At 45.6% G+C, this 17849-nt stretch carries 18 protein-coding genes and 2 pseudogenes; 10 read left to right on the forward strand and 10 right to left on the reverse strand.

Going from position 1 to position 17849, the window contains the following annotated elements; translation table 11 throughout:
* Positions 1–540: 540 nt before the first annotated feature.
* On the reverse strand, positions 541–1062 hold the full coding sequence (gene frr / locus ACQY1X_RS06625) for a ribosome recycling factor (protein ID WP_228009490.1): 522 nt from the start codon (positions 1060–1062) through the stop codon (positions 541–543).
* A 13-nt stretch (positions 1063–1075) separates the two neighbouring features.
* Positions 1076–1798 carry a UMP kinase gene (gene pyrH, locus ACQY1X_RS06630; protein WP_002732255.1) on the reverse strand — a complete coding sequence of 241 codons (723 nt, stop codon included), beginning with the start codon at positions 1796–1798 and terminating at the stop codon, positions 1076–1078.
* Positions 1799–2003: 205 nt separating this feature from the next.
* On the opposite strand from pyrH, the gene ACQY1X_RS06635 reads away from it, so the two are divergent.
* From ACQY1X_RS06635 to ACQY1X_RS06645, 3 genes and pseudogenes are all read left to right on the forward strand, one after another.
* The gene (locus ACQY1X_RS06635) at positions 2004–2585 is read left to right on the forward strand and encodes a hypothetical protein (RefSeq protein WP_002746740.1); all 582 of its coding nucleotides are present in this window, start codon (positions 2004–2006) and stop codon (positions 2583–2585) included.
* 14 nt (positions 2586–2599) lie between these two features.
* A pseudogene (locus ACQY1X_RS06640) lies at positions 2600–2803 on the forward strand (RNA-guided endonuclease TnpB family protein); the annotation flags it as partial.
* Positions 2804–3057: 254 nt separating this feature from the next.
* Positions 3058–4497, forward strand: coding sequence for an aminotransferase class I/II-fold pyridoxal phosphate-dependent enzyme (locus ACQY1X_RS06645; protein ID WP_069475546.1), 1440 nt, complete (start codon positions 3058–3060; stop codon positions 4495–4497).
* On the opposite strand, the gene ACQY1X_RS06650 is transcribed toward ACQY1X_RS06645, so the two are convergent.
* Together ACQY1X_RS06650 and ACQY1X_RS06655 are read right to left on the reverse strand one after the other, a co-directional pair.
* A complete protein-coding gene (locus ACQY1X_RS06650) occupies positions 4489–5844 on the reverse strand; it encodes a protein kinase domain-containing protein (RefSeq protein ID WP_430015501.1) in 1356 nt (451 codons plus the stop codon). The two genes, ACQY1X_RS06645 and ACQY1X_RS06650, sit on opposite strands and share 9 nt — an antisense overlap.
* Before the next feature lie 80 nt (positions 5845–5924).
* Positions 5925–6065: a hypothetical protein gene (locus ACQY1X_RS06655; RefSeq protein WP_430015502.1), complete on the reverse strand. Its 141-nt coding sequence runs from the start codon at positions 6063–6065 to the stop codon at positions 5925–5927.
* 103 nt (positions 6066–6168) lie between these two features.
* On the opposite strand from ACQY1X_RS06655, the gene ACQY1X_RS06660 reads away from it, so the two are divergent.
* Genes ACQY1X_RS06660 through ACQY1X_RS06680 form a run of 5 tightly spaced genes read left to right on the forward strand, consistent with a single transcriptional unit; the run spans position 6169 to position 10602 of the window.
* Positions 6169–6699, forward strand: coding sequence for a DUF4242 domain-containing protein (locus tag ACQY1X_RS06660; protein WP_002753852.1), 531 nt, complete (start codon positions 6169–6171; stop codon positions 6697–6699).
* Positions 6700–6711: 12 nt separating this feature from the next.
* The gene (locus ACQY1X_RS06665; protein WP_430014223.1) at positions 6712–7827 is read left to right on the forward strand and encodes an acyl-CoA dehydrogenase family protein; all 1116 of its coding nucleotides are present in this window, start codon (positions 6712–6714) and stop codon (positions 7825–7827) included.
* On the forward strand, positions 7824–8606 hold the full coding sequence (locus ACQY1X_RS06670) for an ABC transporter ATP-binding protein (RefSeq protein WP_288138629.1): 783 nt from the start codon (positions 7824–7826) through the stop codon (positions 8604–8606). The genes ACQY1X_RS06665 and ACQY1X_RS06670 overlap by 4 nt, the downstream gene beginning before the upstream one ends.
* A gap of 4 nt (positions 8607–8610) precedes the next feature.
* Positions 8611–9819: an ABC transporter substrate-binding protein gene (locus ACQY1X_RS06675; protein WP_430014224.1), complete on the forward strand. Its 1209-nt coding sequence runs from the start codon at positions 8611–8613 to the stop codon at positions 9817–9819.
* Between the two features lie 12 nt (positions 9820–9831).
* Positions 9832–10602, forward strand: coding sequence for an ABC transporter permease (locus ACQY1X_RS06680; RefSeq protein ID WP_430014225.1), 771 nt, complete (start codon positions 9832–9834; stop codon positions 10600–10602).
* A 54-nt stretch (positions 10603–10656) separates the two neighbouring features.
* Here the strand turns inward: ACQY1X_RS06680 and ACQY1X_RS06685 are convergent, their stop codons facing one another.
* Positions 10657–11010 carry a hypothetical protein gene (locus tag ACQY1X_RS06685; RefSeq protein ID WP_130758547.1) on the reverse strand — a complete coding sequence of 118 codons (354 nt, stop codon included), beginning with the start codon at positions 11008–11010 and terminating at the stop codon, positions 10657–10659.
* Positions 11011–11250: 240 nt separating this feature from the next.
* On the opposite strand from ACQY1X_RS06685, the gene pyrG reads away from it, so the two are divergent.
* On the forward strand, positions 11251–12891 hold the full coding sequence (gene pyrG / locus ACQY1X_RS06690) for a glutamine hydrolyzing CTP synthase (protein ID WP_430014226.1): 1641 nt from the start codon (positions 11251–11253) through the stop codon (positions 12889–12891).
* A gap of 83 nt (positions 12892–12974) precedes the next feature.
* On the opposite strand, the gene ACQY1X_RS06695 is transcribed toward pyrG, so the two are convergent.
* The 5 genes and pseudogenes from ACQY1X_RS06695 to ACQY1X_RS06715 form a co-directional block, all read right to left on the reverse strand.
* On the reverse strand, positions 12975–13292 hold the full coding sequence (locus ACQY1X_RS06695) for a 2Fe-2S iron-sulfur cluster-binding protein (RefSeq protein WP_002732025.1): 318 nt from the start codon (positions 13290–13292) through the stop codon (positions 12975–12977).
* Between the two features lie 146 nt (positions 13293–13438).
* On the reverse strand, positions 13439–13669 hold the full coding sequence (locus ACQY1X_RS06700) for a DUF3352 domain-containing protein (protein ID WP_238142312.1): 231 nt from the start codon (positions 13667–13669) through the stop codon (positions 13439–13441).
* 177 nt (positions 13670–13846) lie between these two features.
* Positions 13847–14152: pseudogene (locus tag ACQY1X_RS06705) on the reverse strand (IS30 family transposase); the annotation flags it as partial.
* Positions 14153–14387: 235 nt separating this feature from the next.
* Positions 14388–15425 carry a polysaccharide pyruvyl transferase CsaB gene (csaB, locus tag ACQY1X_RS06710; protein WP_430015503.1) on the reverse strand — a complete coding sequence of 346 codons (1038 nt, stop codon included), beginning with the start codon at positions 15423–15425 and terminating at the stop codon, positions 14388–14390.
* A 289-nt stretch (positions 15426–15714) separates the two neighbouring features.
* The gene (locus ACQY1X_RS06715) at positions 15715–16794 is read right to left on the reverse strand and encodes a RuBisCO accumulation factor 1 (protein WP_002753873.1); all 1080 of its coding nucleotides are present in this window, start codon (positions 16792–16794) and stop codon (positions 15715–15717) included.
* Positions 16795–17007: 213 nt separating this feature from the next.
* On the opposite strand from ACQY1X_RS06715, the gene ACQY1X_RS06720 reads away from it, so the two are divergent.
* Entirely contained in the window at positions 17008–17808 is an 801-nt protein-coding gene (locus tag ACQY1X_RS06720; protein WP_002753877.1) for a carbon dioxide-concentrating mechanism protein, read from the forward strand.
* Positions 17809–17849 lie beyond the last annotated feature (41 nt).

Consider the following 17849-nt stretch of genomic DNA (forward strand, 5'->3'; position numbering starts at 1 on the left):
TCTTTTCAACCCTCGCTGCCCGCTGCCCTTGAGCTATTGGTTAGATTAGCAAAAATGGTAAGTAGCTGGTTATAATTAAATTGAAGATAGATTTTGGGTTTGATCCCCCCTGCCCTCCTTGATAAGGGGGGCATTTGATAATTTTTAACGCCTACGTACTTAATTAAGTCCAGAAAACAAAAACTATCAAAAAGTCCCTCCTATCTCCTGCTGTCAACCCATTGATTAGGATTTTTCTTAGCCAAAAACTTTTTTGGCAGCGATCAAAGATTTTAGGCAAGGATGTGGAACGCTTCAGCTGATTTGGTGTAACAGAAAATTGCTGTAGATTTTACAATCTAAGACTTTAATGAGATAGTCAACAACTTACCCCGTCCTCAAATGACGGGATTTTAAACTCGAATTTTTGATAACCTGAGATGCCTCGATACGGAAAGACTTCACCCCCAAACCTCCCCACTACCCCCTAGCTTTTACCTAGGGATAAAAAACCAAATAGAACAGACAAAAAGCCTGTTCTATTTCTTAGGAGAAAAAAACTTAAACGGTCATGATATCTTTTTCTTTTGTCGTTAATAAATCCTCGATTTTGGCGATAAATTTATCGGTGGATTTCTGGACTTGATCCTGTAAATCCCTGGATTCATCCTCAGAAATTTCGTGACTTTTTTCCTGTTTACGGATAGCATCGATCGCATCCCGGCGAATATTGCGGACAGCCACCTTTCCCTCTTCGGCCAATTTCGCCGCTAATTTGACCAAGTCCTTGCGGCGATCGCTAGTGAGGGGAGGGATATTCAAACGAATGGTCTGACCGTCATTACTGGGGGTTAAACCCACGTCCGAGAGAGAAATCGCCTTTTCGATCGCCCCCATACTGGTACGATCGAAGGGTTGAATAGCGATCGTGGTTGCGTCGGGAGTGCTAATAGTGGCCAGGGACTTGAGGGGAGTTTCCATGCCATAATACTCCACCACGATTCGATCTAAAAGAGAAGCATTTGCGCGGCCGGTACGAATCGTATTAAAAGCTCTCTGGGTTGATTCGACGGTTTTCTGCATATGGTCTTGAACTTCAGCTAACTTCACAGAATCCTCCTACCAATGTTCCAACGGGTTCACCTTTGACAGCGCGAACAATATTACCTGCTACCGACAGATCGAAAACGACTATCGGAATATTATTTTCCTTGCACAGAGCGATCGCAGTTCCGTCCATCACCCGCAGATCATGGGTCAGCACATGACCGTAGGTGAGACTTTGAAAGCGTCGCGCATTAGGATTGTGAGAGGGATCGGAATCATAAACCCCATCCACTTTCGTCGCTTTAAACACCACTTCCGCATCGATTTCGGCAGCCCGTAGGGCTGCCGTGGTATCGGTGGTAAAGAAAGGATTACCCGATCCCGCACCGAAAACCACCACCCGACCTTTTTCCAGATGACGGATGGCCCGCCGGCGGATGTAGGGTTCAGCTAATTCCTGCATCGCGATCGCCGTTAATACCCTGGTCGGTACTTGCGCTCGTTCTAGGGCATCCTGCAAGGTCATGGCGTTCATGACTGTTGCTATCATACCAATATAATCGGCCGTGGCCCGATCCATGCCAGCCGAGGCGGCTTTCACCCCCCGAAAAATATTGCCCCCACCGACCACGATCGCCAATTGGATGCCTTGGTCAACCACTTCGGAGATTTCCTGAGCGATAGCGGAAACCACCATCGGGTCGATCCCATAGCCGAGATTGCCCATCAGGGCCTCCCCACTCAGTTTTAATAATACCCGCTTGTACGCCATGCCCTTACTACCACTCGCTAAAACAAGATCTAGATAATTTTTGTCTCCCCATAAGATAGCAGGTTTTGGCCTTGATTTAAGTTGACCAGTCCACTCTCCCCCAAGGCCAACAAGTTAAGATTAGTAAATCTTTTCCTTGGGAAATTAGTATTTAGTGATACCTTTGTTATTAAGGGAAGCTTAGTTTTATTGAGAATTAATAACCGTGGTCAGTGATCGATTACTATTGGTTAACAAAAACAATCAAAAGGCCGCTAACATCGATACCTTTGATTGGGTCTATGGGTTTCAGGATGGAACTCGTCTGATGGGCAAGGTTTGCGGTTACTTAGATCCCGATAGTAATCGTCTTCTCGATCCCGAAAACTGCAGCGCTATCTACCAGAATGCCCAGGGACAAGTCCTTAGTCGTTGGCAAGGTGGAGATTTTATCGCTTTTGAACTAACCACCACTGGGGAAGATCTCCTGATCGTGGCTTCTAATGATAATTGTGTCAGTAATAGTCTCTGTTTGGTTTCGGGCATTAGTCGCAGCTGCGCCCAAGTTAGCGATGAAGGAAAATCCCTCGTCCGCGAGGTTTTTCAATACCCTGCTTGGTCTTTGCAAGACGATAATAGCAGTTCTAAGCCGGCTTTCAGTTGGAATTGTTCCGTATCTCCCTTTTTCCCCTTTGTTTCCCTGCGTTTTAATCTTCAGTCCACCAGCAGCAAAAAATTCTATCGTTGGACGGTTTCTCCCTATTTTCCCTTTTGTCCCCTCTTAGAAGTGGGAGAATCCCTTGCCTAATTAGCTTTTTCACTACGATAGTTTTAGAAGATTTCAACACATCAGGAATGGTTAAAACCGTAAGCTATCCCGTGCTATATCAGACTTAGGATGGCGTTCTTTTCGAGATATGCTATCGGCGAAATCCGCTTAATATGGTCGGGATTTTCGCTTAATTTCTCGATGGCAACCAACAAAGCGAAAAGTCTGACCGTTGCCCAGATATAGGGTCCAAAAAGCCTTAAATGTCCCTAGAGATGTTAGAGCAGTTATCTTAATAGTGAGGTACGAAGTTTTCCAGCTCTCTTATTCTTTGTGTGATCTCGCGTAGCGAGCGCGTTGCGACCAGTTTAACTTACTAGAAAAGCGATCAATCTTTGTGTCCTCTGTGTCTGGAGTGGTTCCTTCCACCCCCTCGCTAGGAGGAATGTATCTTAGAATACATTTTACCCACCAAATCCAAGAGAGCCATAATTCATAATCCCTTCCCAAAATGCCTTCGCCAGAATCTGCTCCGTTGTTAGCACAACTGCAAAAAAAAGTCAATAGTTTAGATGTACCATTTTATGCGCCAGGGCATAAGCAGGGGGAAGGAATCGGGGAAGATTTAAGTAATTTACTAGGAAAAAGCGTCTTTAAAGCCGATTTACCCGAATTACCCGACCTGGATAATTTGTTTGCCCCGACGGGAGTGATTAAAGAAGCGCAAATTTTAGCAGCCGAGACATTTGGGGCAGATAAAAGCTGGTTTTTAGTCAATGGTTCCAGTTGTGGCATTATTGCGGCGATTTTAGCCACTTGCGGCGAGGGAGATAAAATTATTTTAGCGAGAAATATTCATAAATCGGCAATTTCGGGCTTAATTCTCTCCGGAGCGCAGCCTATCTTTATCAATCCCGAATATAATCCCACTATCGATCTAAATTTAAATATAACCCCCCAATCCCTCGCAAATGCCCTGAAACTTCATCCCGACGCAAAAGCGGTAATGGTAGTCTCTCCCACCTATCAAGGGGTTTGCTGTGACTTAAAAACTATCGCCCAGATTACCAATCATTATTCCATCCCGCTGCTCGTTGATGAGGCTCACGGGGCTCATTTTGCCTTTCATCCCGATTTACCTCCGGCTGCCCTGTCTCTCGGCGCTGATATGGCTATTCAGTCCACCCATAAGGTTTTAGGGGCCTTAACTCAAGCATCGATGTTACACTTAAAAAGCGATCGCATTAGTTCCGAAAAAGTCGATCGAGCCTTACAATTAGTTCAAACCACTAGCCCTAGTTATCTACTTCTCGCTTCCCTTGATAGTGCTAGAAAGCAAATGGCGACGCAAGGACTAGATTTACTGACCAAAACCCTCGATTTAGCCGCTTCTGCCCGAAAAGAACTCGATAAAATTCCTAATATCTCTGTTTTAGACTTTCCCCATTCTATCCCGGGTTGTCACTGGTTCGATCGCACTCGTTTAACGGTAATTGTCAAAGATTTTGGCTTAACTGGTTACGAAATAGACGATATTTTGCGAGAAAAATACGCTGTCACGGCAGAATTACCGACTTTAAGCCAACTTACTTTTATTATCTCCATCGGCAATCATCGCGAACACATTAATCGCCTCATTACTGCTTTTCAATCCCTTCAATCCCCTTCCTCTACCAGTTTACCCCTGACTCCTGCCCCAGTCACGGGAAATCTGGCTATTTCTCCTAGAAAGGCTTTTTTTGCCCCTACAGAGATAGTATCCCGGAAAAATGCCCTCGATCGTCTTAGTGCCGATGTTATCTGTCCCTATCCCCCCGGTATTCCCGTTTTGATGCCGGGAGAGTTAATTTCTCAGGAAGTCCTCGACTATCTGCAAACTATTTTAGACCTCGGTGGCACGATTACCGGCGGTAGTGATGATAATTTGGCAACTTTCAGGGTTTTAAAATAATCGCAAAATTATCTGATATATTAACCGGAAAAAGGCAGTAATAGCAATGGCTCCAATGGCTGCCATCACGGCAATGATAGCAATTTCAGGAAAACTTAGGCCGTTTTGCAGTTGCGGAATTAACAGGAAGGCGAGGGTAATTGCTGCTAGAATCGGTAAATCTTTTCCTTCAATCACTTTTTTAAATAATGCCAAAACTAAGCCACCTAAGATCATAAAGGCGATGACAATTCCTGCCGAGGGAACTAAACTATTTAAGGCAATTACTAATAATGTCCCCTCAAATCCTGTAAAGGCAGCATTAGCGAAAGTTTCCCCAAGAGAAAAGCGGGAAGTTTTTCTCATCACCGGAGAAGCTGGGGGAATTGGAGAGGGTGGAGGAGATGGGGGAGAAGGATTTAAAGCGGTTAAAACTTCTTCACAGGATTGAAATCTATCCCGGGGATTTGCTAGTAACATTTTATTGAATACTTGGGCTAAATCTGCACTGATATTAGGGGCATAATTTTGCCAATTCCAGATCTGTTTTTGCGGATCGTATAGCTCATCAGGATCGCTATTAGTTAAGAGCATAACACAGGTGGCTGCTAGGGCATATAAATCCGTGGCTGCCGATACCTGATTGCCTAATTGTTGTTCGGGAGGAGCAAATCCGGCTGAATAAATTGTTGTGGATTTCTCTTGTGTATTACTAGGGTTATTAGTTGCCTGTTTTACTGCCCCAAAATCGAGTAAATAGAGACGGCCATTTTGGGATCGCATGATGTTAGATGGTTTTATATCCCGGTGAATGGAACCATTTTCATGGATAAATTTGAGGATAAGAAGTAATTCTTTGAGAATGTTTTTGACTTCACTTTCTTGAAAGGGTTTTTGTTGCTGTTGGAGAATTTCTTCTAAGTTTTTACCATCGATATATTCCTGGGCCAGATAGAAAAATTGCTCTTCTTCTCCCGTTAATTGATTCTTGACTTTTAAAGGGAAAAAAGCATAGAGATCGGGGATTTGAGGATGTTCTCGTCCTAAATCTTCTAAAACGTGCGCTTCTTGAAAAAATAAGTTTTTCGCTTTTTCTAAAGCTTGGGGACTTAAATTACCAGAGGGTTGAAATTGTTTGATTACACATTTAGCTTTTTTGGGACTATAACGATCTACTGCTAAAAATGCCGCCCCAAATCCCCCTTGTCCCAATAGACGTTCTGGTAAATAACGTCCCCCCAAAATTAATGGCATCCCGCAAGTAATACAATATTTCTGCTCGATCGAGGTTAAGCGATTGCTATCGTCTAGGTCTAGGCACTGATTACGCGGTCTCGGACAGTGGGGACGCGTGCAAATAACTTCCATAATCACCGTTTCCCGTGGTACTGCTCTTAGTTTAGCTACTACCGGCAATTCGGGTTAAAATTTTTATTCTTGAGAAAGATTTAAAAAGAGGGTTCGTAGGCCGACACGGATTCCCATTCTACTACAAGGTTAGCAAAAATTTTAGAGTTTGTCAAGTCTTTGGCCGAAAAAAATTCAGCCAGATAAGGGCGGTTATCAATCGGGTCACGCATATCAGCCAAGGCAAGGGTTCTGGCCGCGGCGTTTTGATGTGCTTGAAAATATTGCTTTTTTTTCCCAAAGGCAGTAAACTCAAATGTATCGTAAATGTATTTCAGATGAATTATGACTCTATATCTAGTAGAGGATGATCGACAAGAAAGGACAAAAGAAGAGGTGAGCGAGATATTGGAGCGCATTGCCACAGTCGCATCAAAATCCCAGGGAGAGTTAATCGAAGCCCTAATCGGTGAAACAGAGGGGCGGTTATTCCTGATTATCAAAGCGATTGATCGCGCCTCCCTCGAACAAGTACTAGAAAACGCTGGGCTCAGTTGGCAACTAATCAAGGAAATGCGCTTGATTGGGCAGGACTTAGCCACTGTGCGAGAGCGCAAAGACAAAGCCAACTATCTAGTACAGTGGAACTTACCCCCGGGGCTAACCATGGAAACTTACCTGCAACGAAAAGCGGAGAAAACCCCCCTTTATGCTCAAGTGCCGGAAGTCAGTTTCGAGCGGACCTATGTTTGCGAAGACTTGAGTAAATGTCTCTGTTTCTACGATAGTCCCGATGAAGCGGCGGTAAAAAGAGCCAGAGAAGTGGTCGGCGCACCTATAGATAGTTTGACCTCGATTGAAAATATTCACCCCTAGGAGAGAACAATTATGCTCGATCGAGGCTCCGAAATTCTTTCTTTTCTGGAAGAAAGAGCCACTGACCTCAACAACGGTACAGCTAATCTCAACGTCGGTTGGGCCCTAACCAAGCTAGGAGAATCGGGCTGGTTCGGCTATGCTATACCTGAAAGCTTAGGAGGCCGGGGTGGCTCCTTATTACAGGCAGTAGAGGCGATCTCCTCTGTGTCCCAATGCTGCCTGACCACCGGTTTTGTTTTCTGGTGTCAGCGCGTCTTCATTCAATATCTGGCCGCCAGTAATAACACTTATCTACAAAACAAAATTCTACCTGCTGTTCTCAAGGGAGAGATAGCCGGAGCCACAGGACTCTCCAACGCCATGAAGTACCTCGGCGGTATCGAGGAGCTGCGTTTACAGGCAAAAATCGAGGGAGAAAACGTCACTGTTAATGGCTTCCTGCCCTGGGCCTCTAACCTCGACTCTAAGGGAGAATTTATAGTGGCCGTTGCCGCTCAAACTACATCGGGAGAAACTCTTATCCTCGCCCTTCCCTCCTTCGCAGAGGGGTTAAAACGGGGTGAAGACCTACAATTATTGGGTTTACAGGCTTCCCGGACCAGTACCCTTGAATTCGATCGAGTTCAGTTATCTCACGACTGGATTATCAGCTTGGAAGCAGCAAAATTTTTACCCTCAGTCCGCCCCTGTTTCTTGCTGTTACAATGCGGACTGGCCCTTGGCATTACGCGTAAATCCCTTGGGGAGACAGAGAAAAGTTTAGGGGGAAAGGCAGCGGTAGCCAGCGATCGTTATTTCTTCGCCCGGGAGCGTCTGACTCGTCTAGAAAAGACAATCGAGCAATTCAGCACCCTAGAAAGCTTCGATCTCGGACGAACACGCCAACTATTCACCCTCAGAGTGGACATTACCCGGTTAGCGGTGGAATCCGTAGGGTTAGAAGCGGAAATTAAGGGAGGAAAAGGCTATTTTCGTAATAGCGACACGGCCCGACGGCTGCGCGAGGTCGCCTTTTTACCTGTGTTAACTCCGAGCCTGATTCAACTGGAAAGAGAGTTACAACGTCAGTCCGCTACCGATAAAATTCTCCCTGGCGAACTCGAGCGAGCGGGGGTGAGGCAATGAGTATCGCCACGGATTACCCCGTCCTCACCCTCAAAAATCTCCATAAACGCTATAAAACCCGCCATGGCTACCGTACCGTTTTTGAGGATATTAACCTACAGGTGCGCTCCGGTGAGGTAGTTTGTTTGCTTGGGGCCAGTGGTTGTGGTAAATCTACCCTCCTTGCTACCGCCGCTGGTTTGCAAAGTGCCGATGGCGGAGAAATACAATTGCACTCACGACCCCTACAAGCCCCAGACATCCGCAGCTCGATCGTCTTTCAATCCCCCGCCCTTTTACCTTGGTTAACCGTTTGGCAAAACGTGGCTTTTGGTTTGAAATTAAAGCGGATGCCCCGCCTCGATCATCAGCAATTGCGCGAAAGGGTTCACACCGCCGTTAAAAGCGTCAAACTAGAGGGCTTCGAGCGTGCCTATCCTCATCAACTATCGGGCGGTATGGCTCAGAGAGTTTCTCTAGCCCGCGTCCTCGCCCGCCGCCCCTCTCTCCTCCTCCTGGATGAGCCGTTTAGCGCCCTCGACGCGATCACCCGTTTCGAGATGCAAAAACTCCTCCTAGAAGTCATAGCTCTCTATAACAGCACGGTTCTCCTCGTTACCCACGACATCGACGAAGCCCTATTAGTGGCCGATCGAGTTCTTCTCATGGGCCGTCATCCGGTGGGCATCCGCCGAGAATGGACCATCTCGATGCCGAAACCCCGTTTCGAGTCAGCCAAGCTTTTGAGTGATCTACGCCAGTCAATTTTTCAAGAATTAGCCCTTGTCATGACACTGTAAATCCATGAACCTACACGATAATTGTGCTTGTTGCGGCATGAGCCGTCGAGATTTCCTGAAACTTTCGGCACTGTTTACCAGTTCCTTCGGGGCAGCGATCGCCGCCGATAATTGGAATCTCCCCGTTCACGCCAATGCCAAAGATCAGCCTGTGAAAATCGGTTATCTACCGATTACGGATGCCGCCCCCCTATTGGTGGCCCACTCGCGAAAACTTTATCAAGCGGAAGGTTTAACTGCCGAACAACCGCGCCTATTCCGTTCTTGGGCGCAGATTGTTGAAGCCTTTCTCGCTCGGCAGGTGAACGTTATTCATGTTCTTTTTCCCACCTCGATCTGGATTCGTTACGGGCGCAATTTCCCCGCTAAAATCGTCGCTTGGAACCATACCAACGGTTCAGCCCTCACCGTCCTTCCCGATATTGAAAATCCCAGGGAATTGGGAGGTAAAACGATCGCGGTTCCTTTCTGGTATTCGATTCATAATTTGGTCTTGCAACAACTCTTACAACGTAACGGGCTGAAAATAGTTCGCAAAGCCAAGGACGCGCCGATCGCTTCTAACGAGGTTAATCTAGTGGTTCTCCCGCCCCCGGATATGGTATCAGCCCTCGCCAATAAGAGCATCGGCGGTTATATCGTGGCTGAACCTTTCAACGCGGCGGCGGAAAATCTCAAAACCGGTAGGGTTCTCCGTTTCACCGGCGATGTCTGGAAGAATCACGCCTGTTGCGTCGTCTTTGTTCACGAGGAGGATATTAGGCAACGGAAACAATGGACGCAGAGGGTGGTAAACGCCCTCGTTAAAGCTCAACTCTGGTCCCGGAGCAATCGCTCGGAAGTGGCCCGGATTCTCTCTAAAGATGGTGGAAAATATACGCCTCACCCGCTGCCAGTATTGCAACGGGCGCTTACTTACTACGATCGCAATTTCTATAAGAAAGACGGGGCGATCGAGAATCCAGCTTGGCAGGTCAACCGGATCGATTTCCAGCCCTATCCTTTCCCTTCCTATAGGTCGGAACTGGTACGCTTGCTCAAAACCACTCAGGTGGAAGGAAATACGGATTTTCTCCAAAAACTGCAACCCCGACAGGTGGCGCGGGATCTCGTGGATGACTCTTTTGTCCGTAATGCCTTGCAACAGGTGGGCGGACCGAAAGCTTTCGGCTTACCGAATAATCTCTCCCGCATCGAGACGATCAAATTTTAAAGGTCTGAACCTATGAAGTCACAATCTTTGACCTCCCCGCCAAGAGCTTTACTACCCTTATGGGGTATCGGTTTTGGATTATTGCTCTGGTGGCTATTTACCAGTCCTCTATGGCACTCAAACCCGATTTTAAATGATTTTTCCCCTGAGCGATCTTTTGTCGCTTTATTACAGCTTTTTGTTGGGGGGGAGATTATGCCCCATATCCTCACCAGTTGCCGCCGGGTTATTGTGGGCTTGGTTCTCGCTAGTGCCATCGGTGTGCCTTTGGGGGTATTAATCGGGTTGTATCGCTCCCTTGAATCGGCTTTGTCGGCTGTATTTCAATTTCTACGCATGATCTCGCCCCTTTCTTGGATGCCTTTAGCGGTGATGGTTTTGGGAATTGGTGATCTACCGGTGTATTTTTTGCTGACGGTGGCGGCCATCTGGCCGATCCTTCTCAATACGGCTGCTGGGGTTAATGCGGTTGATCGCTCTTGGTTGACTTTAGCCCACAGTCTCTGTGCTACGCGAGGGGAAACGGTTTTCCAGATTATTCTGCCTGCGATCCTCTCCCATCTCTTAACTGGTTTCCGTTTGGCTATAGGTATTATCTGGATCGTTCTTGTCCCGGCGGAAATGCTGGGGGTTAGTGCGGGTTTGGGTTATTATATTCTCGATACACGCGATCGACTCGCCTATTCAGAGTTGATGGCAGTGATTCTCGTTATTGGTGCGATTGGTTATCTGCTCGATTGGGGTTTGCGTCTGGCTCATCGCTCTTGGACGCATCAAGATTAGCCTATTGGTTCAACTATGGGGGAAGTGGGAAGTGGGAAGTCTTGGCGCTTTTCCTTAGTTGAAAGAGCGGGCCAGACGACTAACCCCAGTATGTAATAACTGTTCCAAACTTTGGCGATCGCTGATGGCTTGAAGATTGATCACAAAACAGGTTAAACCCAGTCCAAAGAGGATAAAAGTGGGGGCCATAACCACACCAATCATTAACCAAGTGGCGACGTGGAGAAACATGGTGAGGGCGAACAACAAAGCTAGGGAAGCAATGGGGAAGATTTGACGGGTAGGACGACCGAAATAGAGAAAAAGAACCGTTAAAAGGGTGGTTACTAAGTTAGCGGGTACTAAAAAGGCACAAATCGAGACGCAATAGTTGCGGGAAAATTCAGCGAGGGTATTAAAATCTACCATTAATATTACTTTACAATTGCCTGAGTCTTAGTACTCTCGATTGTAGCGGAAAATTTACATGATCGGGATGAAGGTGACTAAAGAGGGATGAAGTTGTGGTGCCATAGATTTTCGAGAGGGAGCTAAAACGAGGATCGGGGTATAGATCCTCCGGTTATAATGAAATCTGGGAAAATGACACCGCCCCATCCCGAAAACTCTCACCCCTTGCTAGGTATAATTGATCGCAGGAAAAATTTTATGAGTAAATTTGTCTTTGTCACCGGGGGAGTCGTCTCCAGTATTGGGAAAGGAATTGTCGCCGCTAGTTTGGGAAGATTGTTGAAAAGTCGGGATTATTCCGTCTCAATTCTGAAATTAGACCCCTATATCAACGTGGATCCGGGTACAATGAGTCCTTTTCAACACGGAGAGGTATTTGTCACCGATGATGGGGCCGAAACCGACCTCGACCTTGGCCACTACGAACGTTTTACCGATACGGAACTCTCCCGTCTCAATAGTGTGACTACCGGCTCGATTTATCAAGCGGTATTGAATAAAGAGCGCCGTGGTGCTTATATGGGGGGAACGGTGCAGGTAATCCCCCATATTACCAACGAAATCAAGGAAAGGATTCTCCGGGTGGCCAAAGATACCAACCCCGATATTGTCATCACAGAAATTGGTGGTACGGTGGGAGACATCGAATCTTTGCCTTTTTTAGAAGCAATTAGGCAATTTAGGAAGGATGTAGGTCGAAATAACGTGGTTTATATGCACGTTACCCTAATTCCTTGGATTCCGGCGGCCAAGGAGATGAAAACGAAACCGACGCAACACTCGGTCAAGGAATTAAGATCGATCGGTATTCAACCGGATGTGTTAGTCTGTCGTTGTCATCTACCCCTACAACCGGGGTTAAAAGAAAAACTCTCAGCTTTCTGTGATGTGCCGGTAGAATCGGTGATTACTGCTCAGGATGCCAGCAGTATCTATGAAGTGCCTCTCAATCTGGAAAAAGAGGGATTAGCGCAACAAACCCTAGAATTATTAAACCTGGGTCCCCGATACCCCCATCTGGAGGAGTGGGAAAATCTCATCCGACAGATGCAATCCCCCGGTCAAAAATTAGAGATAGCTATCGTTGGTAAATATGTGCAGTTGGGGGATGCTTATCTCTCGGTGGTGGAGGCCCTCAAACACGCTGCTATTGCCCTTAATAGCGAGATAGAATTGCGTTGGGTAAGTGCTGAAGATGTGGATAACGATTCGGCCGAAGCTCATTTAAGTGGTGTTGACGGTATTGTTGTACCAGGTGGTTTTGGTATTAGGGGTGTGGATGGCAAAATTAAGGCGATCGAGTATGCTAGGGTCAATAATATTCCTTTCTTGGGTCTCTGTTTAGGGATGCAGTGTTCGATTATCGAATGGGGTCGCAATGTGGCCCGATTAGAAAGGGCCAATAGTTCCGAATTTGAAGAGGATACACCGAATCCAGTGATTAATTTACTGCCAGAACAGGCGGATGTGGTAGATTTAGGGGGAACAATGCGCTTAGGTCTCTATCCCTGCCGTTTAAATCCCGATAGTCTGGCTTTCTCCCTCTACGGTCAAGAGGTTATCTATGAGCGCCATCGTCACCGTTACGAGTTCAATAATGCCTATCGTAGTCTCTTTTTTGAGACTGGTTATCTGGTGAGTGGCACTTCTCCCGATGGTCGTTTGGTGGAAATTATCGAACTACCAAAACATCCTTTCTTTATTGCTACCCAATTTCATCCCGAATTTCGCTCTCGTCCCAATAAAGCTCATCCTCTCTTTTCTGGTTTCATGAAAGCGGCCCTCAAAGGTAGAGAGGAAAAGTTCTCCCTTAGTAGTCAGCATTCAGCTATTAGTTAGGGTTTGCTGGGTTTTATTGGCTCAAAATTTGTTTTTTTTGGGGGGAAACCCCCGAAAATTTGTCATCTTAACCCCAGTCTGGCCTAGGGTTTCCCGAATTGACGTTGATAAACTACTTCTTCCTTGCCAGATTCCAGTTTAATATCGGAGCGAGGATAGGCCACACATAACAAAGCATAGCCCTCTTTTTGCAGGTCAGGGGATAATCCCATGCCCTCACCTTGTTCGACGCTACCCTGGGAAAGTTGAGCGGCGCAGGTAGTACATACGCCCGCATTGCAAGAACTGGGTAAGTCAATCCCCGCATCGTAGGCCGCTTGTAGTATAGTTTGATCTTCCCTAACTTCGATCGTTTGTATTTTTCCTAAATGAGAAATTTCTACTTTGTGGGTTGTGGTCATAGCTAATGAATGATGCTTTGAACTTCACCTATTTTATCATTCTAGATTGGGGGCTCTTCTGGTTTCTGTGTGGAAACGAGGTCTATACTGATAGTTTTTTTCCAAAAATAGTCCTAAAAGTGTTGCCTAGTAAGCATTTCACGATTCTATAAGCAAAAATTATCGACCCTGGTATGTACTCCCGTCACGAGCGTCTCTAGTTGCGCTTTTCCTCCCGGGACTGCCGTGATTAACTTTGTCCAAGCTGTCATCCTTTTAACCACATTATAGCCGCGACTGCGGGCTAACTCATCCAAATGAGCGATCGCACTGTCCACCTCTACCCCCATCACCCGTTCTGACAGGTGTAGGTTTATTACAAAGAGGTGAGCAGTCACACACTCAAGGTGAGAAAATCAAGCTAGAGAGGCTCTTCTAGGTTCTGTGTGATAAGTTTAACTTACATTATGATCGATCGATCTTTGTGTCCTTTGTGTCTTTGTGGTTCGTTCCACCCCCTCGCTAGGAGGAATGTATCTTAGAATACATTTTACCCACCAAACCTGGGAGAGCCAAAATTCTTTAACCTTGTCACAAGTAAAGGTTTTTCTTTTGTCAGGGTGAATCTCTTGGAAAAGTTTTTCTGTGACTCTATTGATTTCCGATGCGGTTTTGTTTTTGGCTAATCCTGCTACTAAAAATTTCGAGGCTTTGTCCATATATGTAACGAGAACTCCTAGATGATTGCCTCCAATCATTGTGTCACTTTCCCAATGACCGATTTCGGTTTTCTGGTCAGCAATTGCTGGTCGCTCGCTGATATCTACACGCCCTGGAATCTCTCCACGCTTACTTTTTGCTCCATTTCGACTCTTTCTTTTTCGGTTCTTCCGAACTTACACTGTAGAAAATTCCTCAAGCTCCCTCTCTGCACAGCAATGCTCTAAAGTTGATAAATATCAATCTAACAAAAATTCAAAGCCTTAGTGTACAAGCTTTACAAGCATAAGTTGTTGATAGTTTTACATGACAGGTTCGGTAGAGCCAAATCTTGTCTCACCCAGGGCAATAGTCGTGAAGTCGTGATCGCTTCGGTAATAGCACTCGACATAAAAATTAGCTCACCAATCTAGATAAAATTTCTCGATGAATTAAAGCTCGATCGATTAAAAAATGTTTGCGATCGCTGGTTAATCCCTCTCCATTGGCATAAAAATTAATCCAAGTGTTACTAATATCATTAACTGCCTCTGGTAACTGATCTAATTCCCAACCCGGTATCGGTACTTCGGCAATTAATCGCGACACTTTCGGATCATAACTAAGGGCAAAACAACGACAATCTTCTGCCGCGGCCATAATCAAACTATGAAAGCGCATTCCGATCACCATTTCTACCCCGCGAAATAAGCCTTTTAACTGTCTTGGATCCTCTAAGCTAATGATTTGATAATTTTCCCTTAATTGACGTGCTACAGCTTCACAGAGGGGCAAATCCCGCGACTTTTGAAAAGGGACTAAGAGAATAAACGCCCCCGTACTGGTTTGCAAATGAATTAAAGCTTGGGTTAATTTATCTAATTTTGCTGGGGTTAATAGGGGATGGGGACGTAAATTGACGGCGATTCTTGGGGCGGGTAAATCCGATAATCCCTTGACTGATTGAGCTTCTAAAGCCCATACTGGATCGGGGGCAACAATGGGACTAATACCCCAATCAGCCACTAAATGAGCCGATATATCATCGCGCACAGTAACTAAACTACATTGTTTTAAGACTTTTTTGGTTAACCAACGGGTAAAAGGTCTATTTAATGGTCCAATTCCCTGCCCCCAAGCAATAGTTTTTAAGCCCAATAATTGAGCAAGAGCCATTAAACCACCGTAATAAATTGGACTGGCAAAACTGGTGACATCCTGCATTAAACTGCCACCACCCCAGATAAATATATCGGCTTTTTTAAGAGTTTGAAAAACTTGCCACCAATCCCGACTAGGACAGGTTTCCACCCCATAACGTTGACTGGTTTCTTTGGGATTATTTGACAAAACAATAGGTTTAATTTCTGAGGGTAACATCTGCAATAGAGACACTAATAATGCCTCATCTCCTCCGTTTCCTCTCCCATAATATCCACAAATTACTGCACGCATATATTCAGTTATCAGTTATCAGTTATCAGTTATCAGCCAGAAAAAGGCAAGAGTCAAAAGGCAAAAGTATGGTAAATTTGTCTCCTGTCTCCGAGTCTCCTGTCTCCTTTGTCCTCTTTGTTACTTTTTCCTTGAAAAATGTCTCTTAGTTTCTTAAGTTATGCCGTCAGCTACAAGTTAGTAGTGACCAGTTTTATTCGATTCAGTGTTCAGTTTATCTATTTTCTTATTCCCACTCATAACTAATAGCTTAAACCTGATCACTGGTTACTGATCACTGATCACTGATTTAGTCGTCCATTTGCCAGGGTTCGGTGATGTTGTTTTCATCGAGAATATTTTTGGCTCTTAAAATCAAGATCAATTCACCTAGTATGGTGACATCGGGGGAACTATCAAACCATTGTAAAGAGACGGAATTATCTCTCTCTACTAGATAATAATTGTTCACGTCCCATTCGGCCAAAACTCGATCGATTACTAATAACACTTCCTCAGACCTAGTGGCAATCGATCGAGGTAATTGATCGCTAGGCCATAAAATAGCTACAGGATCGATCGCCTTGAGAATTGCTTGCCAACCGGGGAGAGGCACAATTGTTTGTTTATCCCCCACCGTTACCAGTCGAAAAGGTTCCTCGACGCTCAAACTTTCTGTGTGTTTTATATCAGTTACCGTCACCGGAAATCTTCCCACTAAAGGAATAATTCTGGCTAATTCGTCCTCATCCTGTAAACGATGGACGGGTAGCAGGGGAGCGCTACGGGTGGGAGTAACGGTAAAATCTTGTAGTAAGGACTCGATCGCCTGTCTGGCCGAGTCAGAATGGGCAAATTTCAAACCTTTAGCGATTAATTTCGCTCTTTCGGCTAAATCTCGCTTTTGTTTGCCCCGTTTCCAACACTGATAAGCGATCGCATCTCCAGGATGACGGGTAAATTCACTGGGAATCTGGGATAAACGGGAAAAATCCTGGATAGCCTTGGCGATATCGTGTGCTTCAGCCACTTCAATCCTTTTTTCTGCCGCTAATTTCGCTGCCCCCAATCTTTGTTCTTGGTTGAGAATCCGTAATTCGTATAGCACATCACTGCGCGGCCCGATGTAGTAACTTAACAAATCTTCATCTGCTCCCGATTTGATTAAACTCTCAAAAACTTGAGCAGCGACAATAATTAAATTTTGTTGGGCATTTTGAAACCCGGTTTGTTCAAAAATTAACTGGGAATCGTAGCCAGCTTTTTGCAGTTTTTGACATTTTTGCCCCCAATTCACCCAATTTCCTTCCTTATGAAGCAGCGAGCGCATTAATTCGGTCGCTTCCGTTTCGCTGATTCGATCATCTGTACTGCGAGGCTGTTCTGTCATAGACAACTTGATCAAGCTACAATAACTAAAATTTATCTAATCCCTCAAAAATCTTCAATAGCAATTAAGGTTAACAGGATAGACTAGATAGTAACAGGATAGCTGACAATCACCCCCTTCGTACCTGTTAGGGCAAGTTTATCTTCAATGTCTAGATTAAGAGTTAATGGAAGCATTCCCCCCTCGTCCACAACTAACCCCGGTCAAAGGACGATGAAAACCAAGCGTCACCCCAAAGATAGTGCCTTGGGTTTAGTCTCTACCCTCAGCTTTCCGGCGATCGTCGGGACGGCGGATATGATGCTAAAATCGGCAGAAGTTACCCTCGTGGGTTACGAAAAAATTGGCGGTGGTCACTGTACTGCGATCGTGCGTGGTAATATTGCCGATGTGCGGTTAGCAGTGGAAGAAGGGGCAAAAACCGCCGCACAGTTCGGACAATTGGTATCTAAATCGGTTATTCCCCGACCGATGCCCAATTTAGAGGTAATTTTCCCCATTGGTAGCCGTTTAGCCGAAATTGCCCAAAGTCAACGGGGTTTCAGCAAACTGAGCAATATGTCGATCGGTCTCTTGGAAACCCGCGGTTTTCCTGCTATGGTGGGGGCAGCCGATGCCATGTTAAAATCCGCCGATGTGCAGTTAGCTTCCTACGAAACAATTGGGGATGGTTTGTGTACGGCCATTATCCGGGGTTCCGTCGCTAATGTGGCCGTGGCCATTGATGCGGGAATGCGGGAAGCAGAGAAAATCGGTGAACTGCACGCGGTGATGATTATTCCCCGTTTATTGGAAGATTTAGAACATACTTTACCGGTGGCCAGCTACTGGTTAGAAACTCCCGAACCTTTACCGATGTTGTTACCCAATACTGTCCGGGAAAAACAACGGGAATTGGTCGCTTTACCTGAATTGGAAAAAACCAAAATACCGATTCGTCGCCAAGAAATGCAGGAAAAAGTGTTAGAAGAAGTGATTCCCGTGGAAGTTATCACCGATGAGGACAATTATTAATTTTTATTTTCAGCTTTGCTCCTGTGCTGCTAAAAGTACAG

This window comes from Microcystis protocystis FBCC-A270 (genome assembly GCF_050500235.1).
Taxonomy (GTDB): domain Bacteria; phylum Cyanobacteriota; class Cyanobacteriia; order Cyanobacteriales; family Microcystaceae; genus Microcystis; species Microcystis ichthyoblabe_A.

What these genes read in the sequence shown, in the direction of transcription:
- pyrH (WP_002732255.1), bottom strand. Translation starts at nt 1,798, where the DNA reads ATGGCGTACAAGCGGGTATTATTAAAACTGAGTGGGGAGGCCCTGATG.
- ACQY1X_RS06695 (WP_002732025.1), bottom strand. Translation starts at nt 13,292, where the DNA reads ATGACCACAACCCACAAAGTAGAAATTTCTCATTTAGGAAAAATACAA.
- pyrG (WP_430014226.1), top strand. Translation starts at nt 11,251, where the DNA reads ATGAGTAAATTTGTCTTTGTCACCGGGGGAGTCGTCTCCAGTATTGGG.
- ACQY1X_RS06715 (WP_002753873.1), bottom strand. Translation starts at nt 16,794, where the DNA reads ATGACAGAACAGCCTCGCAGTACAGATGATCGAATCAGCGAAACGGAA.
- ACQY1X_RS06720 (WP_002753877.1), top strand. Translation starts at nt 17,008, where the DNA reads ATGAAAACCAAGCGTCACCCCAAAGATAGTGCCTTGGGTTTAGTCTCT.
- ACQY1X_RS06650 (WP_430015501.1), bottom strand. Translation starts at nt 5,844, where the DNA reads ATGGAAGTTATTTGCACGCGTCCCCACTGTCCGAGACCGCGTAATCAG.
- csaB (WP_430015503.1), bottom strand. Translation starts at nt 15,425, where the DNA reads ATGCGTGCAGTAATTTGTGGATATTATGGGAGAGGAAACGGAGGAGAT.
- ACQY1X_RS06645 (WP_069475546.1), top strand. Translation starts at nt 3,058, where the DNA reads ATGCCTTCGCCAGAATCTGCTCCGTTGTTAGCACAACTGCAAAAAAAA.
- ACQY1X_RS06665 (WP_430014223.1), top strand. Translation starts at nt 6,712, where the DNA reads ATGCTCGATCGAGGCTCCGAAATTCTTTCTTTTCTGGAAGAAAGAGCC.
- ACQY1X_RS06660 (WP_002753852.1), top strand. Translation starts at nt 6,169, where the DNA reads ATGACTCTATATCTAGTAGAGGATGATCGACAAGAAAGGACAAAAGAA.
- frr (WP_228009490.1), bottom strand. Translation starts at nt 1,062, where the DNA reads ATGCAGAAAACCGTCGAATCAACCCAGAGAGCTTTTAATACGATTCGT.
- ACQY1X_RS06685 (WP_130758547.1), bottom strand. Translation starts at nt 11,010, where the DNA reads ATGGTAGATTTTAATACCCTCGCTGAATTTTCCCGCAACTATTGCGTC.
- ACQY1X_RS06680 (WP_430014225.1), top strand. Translation starts at nt 9,832, where the DNA reads ATGAAGTCACAATCTTTGACCTCCCCGCCAAGAGCTTTACTACCCTTA.
- ACQY1X_RS06670 (WP_288138629.1), top strand. Translation starts at nt 7,824, where the DNA reads ATGAGTATCGCCACGGATTACCCCGTCCTCACCCTCAAAAATCTCCAT.
- ACQY1X_RS06675 (WP_430014224.1), top strand. Translation starts at nt 8,611, where the DNA reads ATGAACCTACACGATAATTGTGCTTGTTGCGGCATGAGCCGTCGAGAT.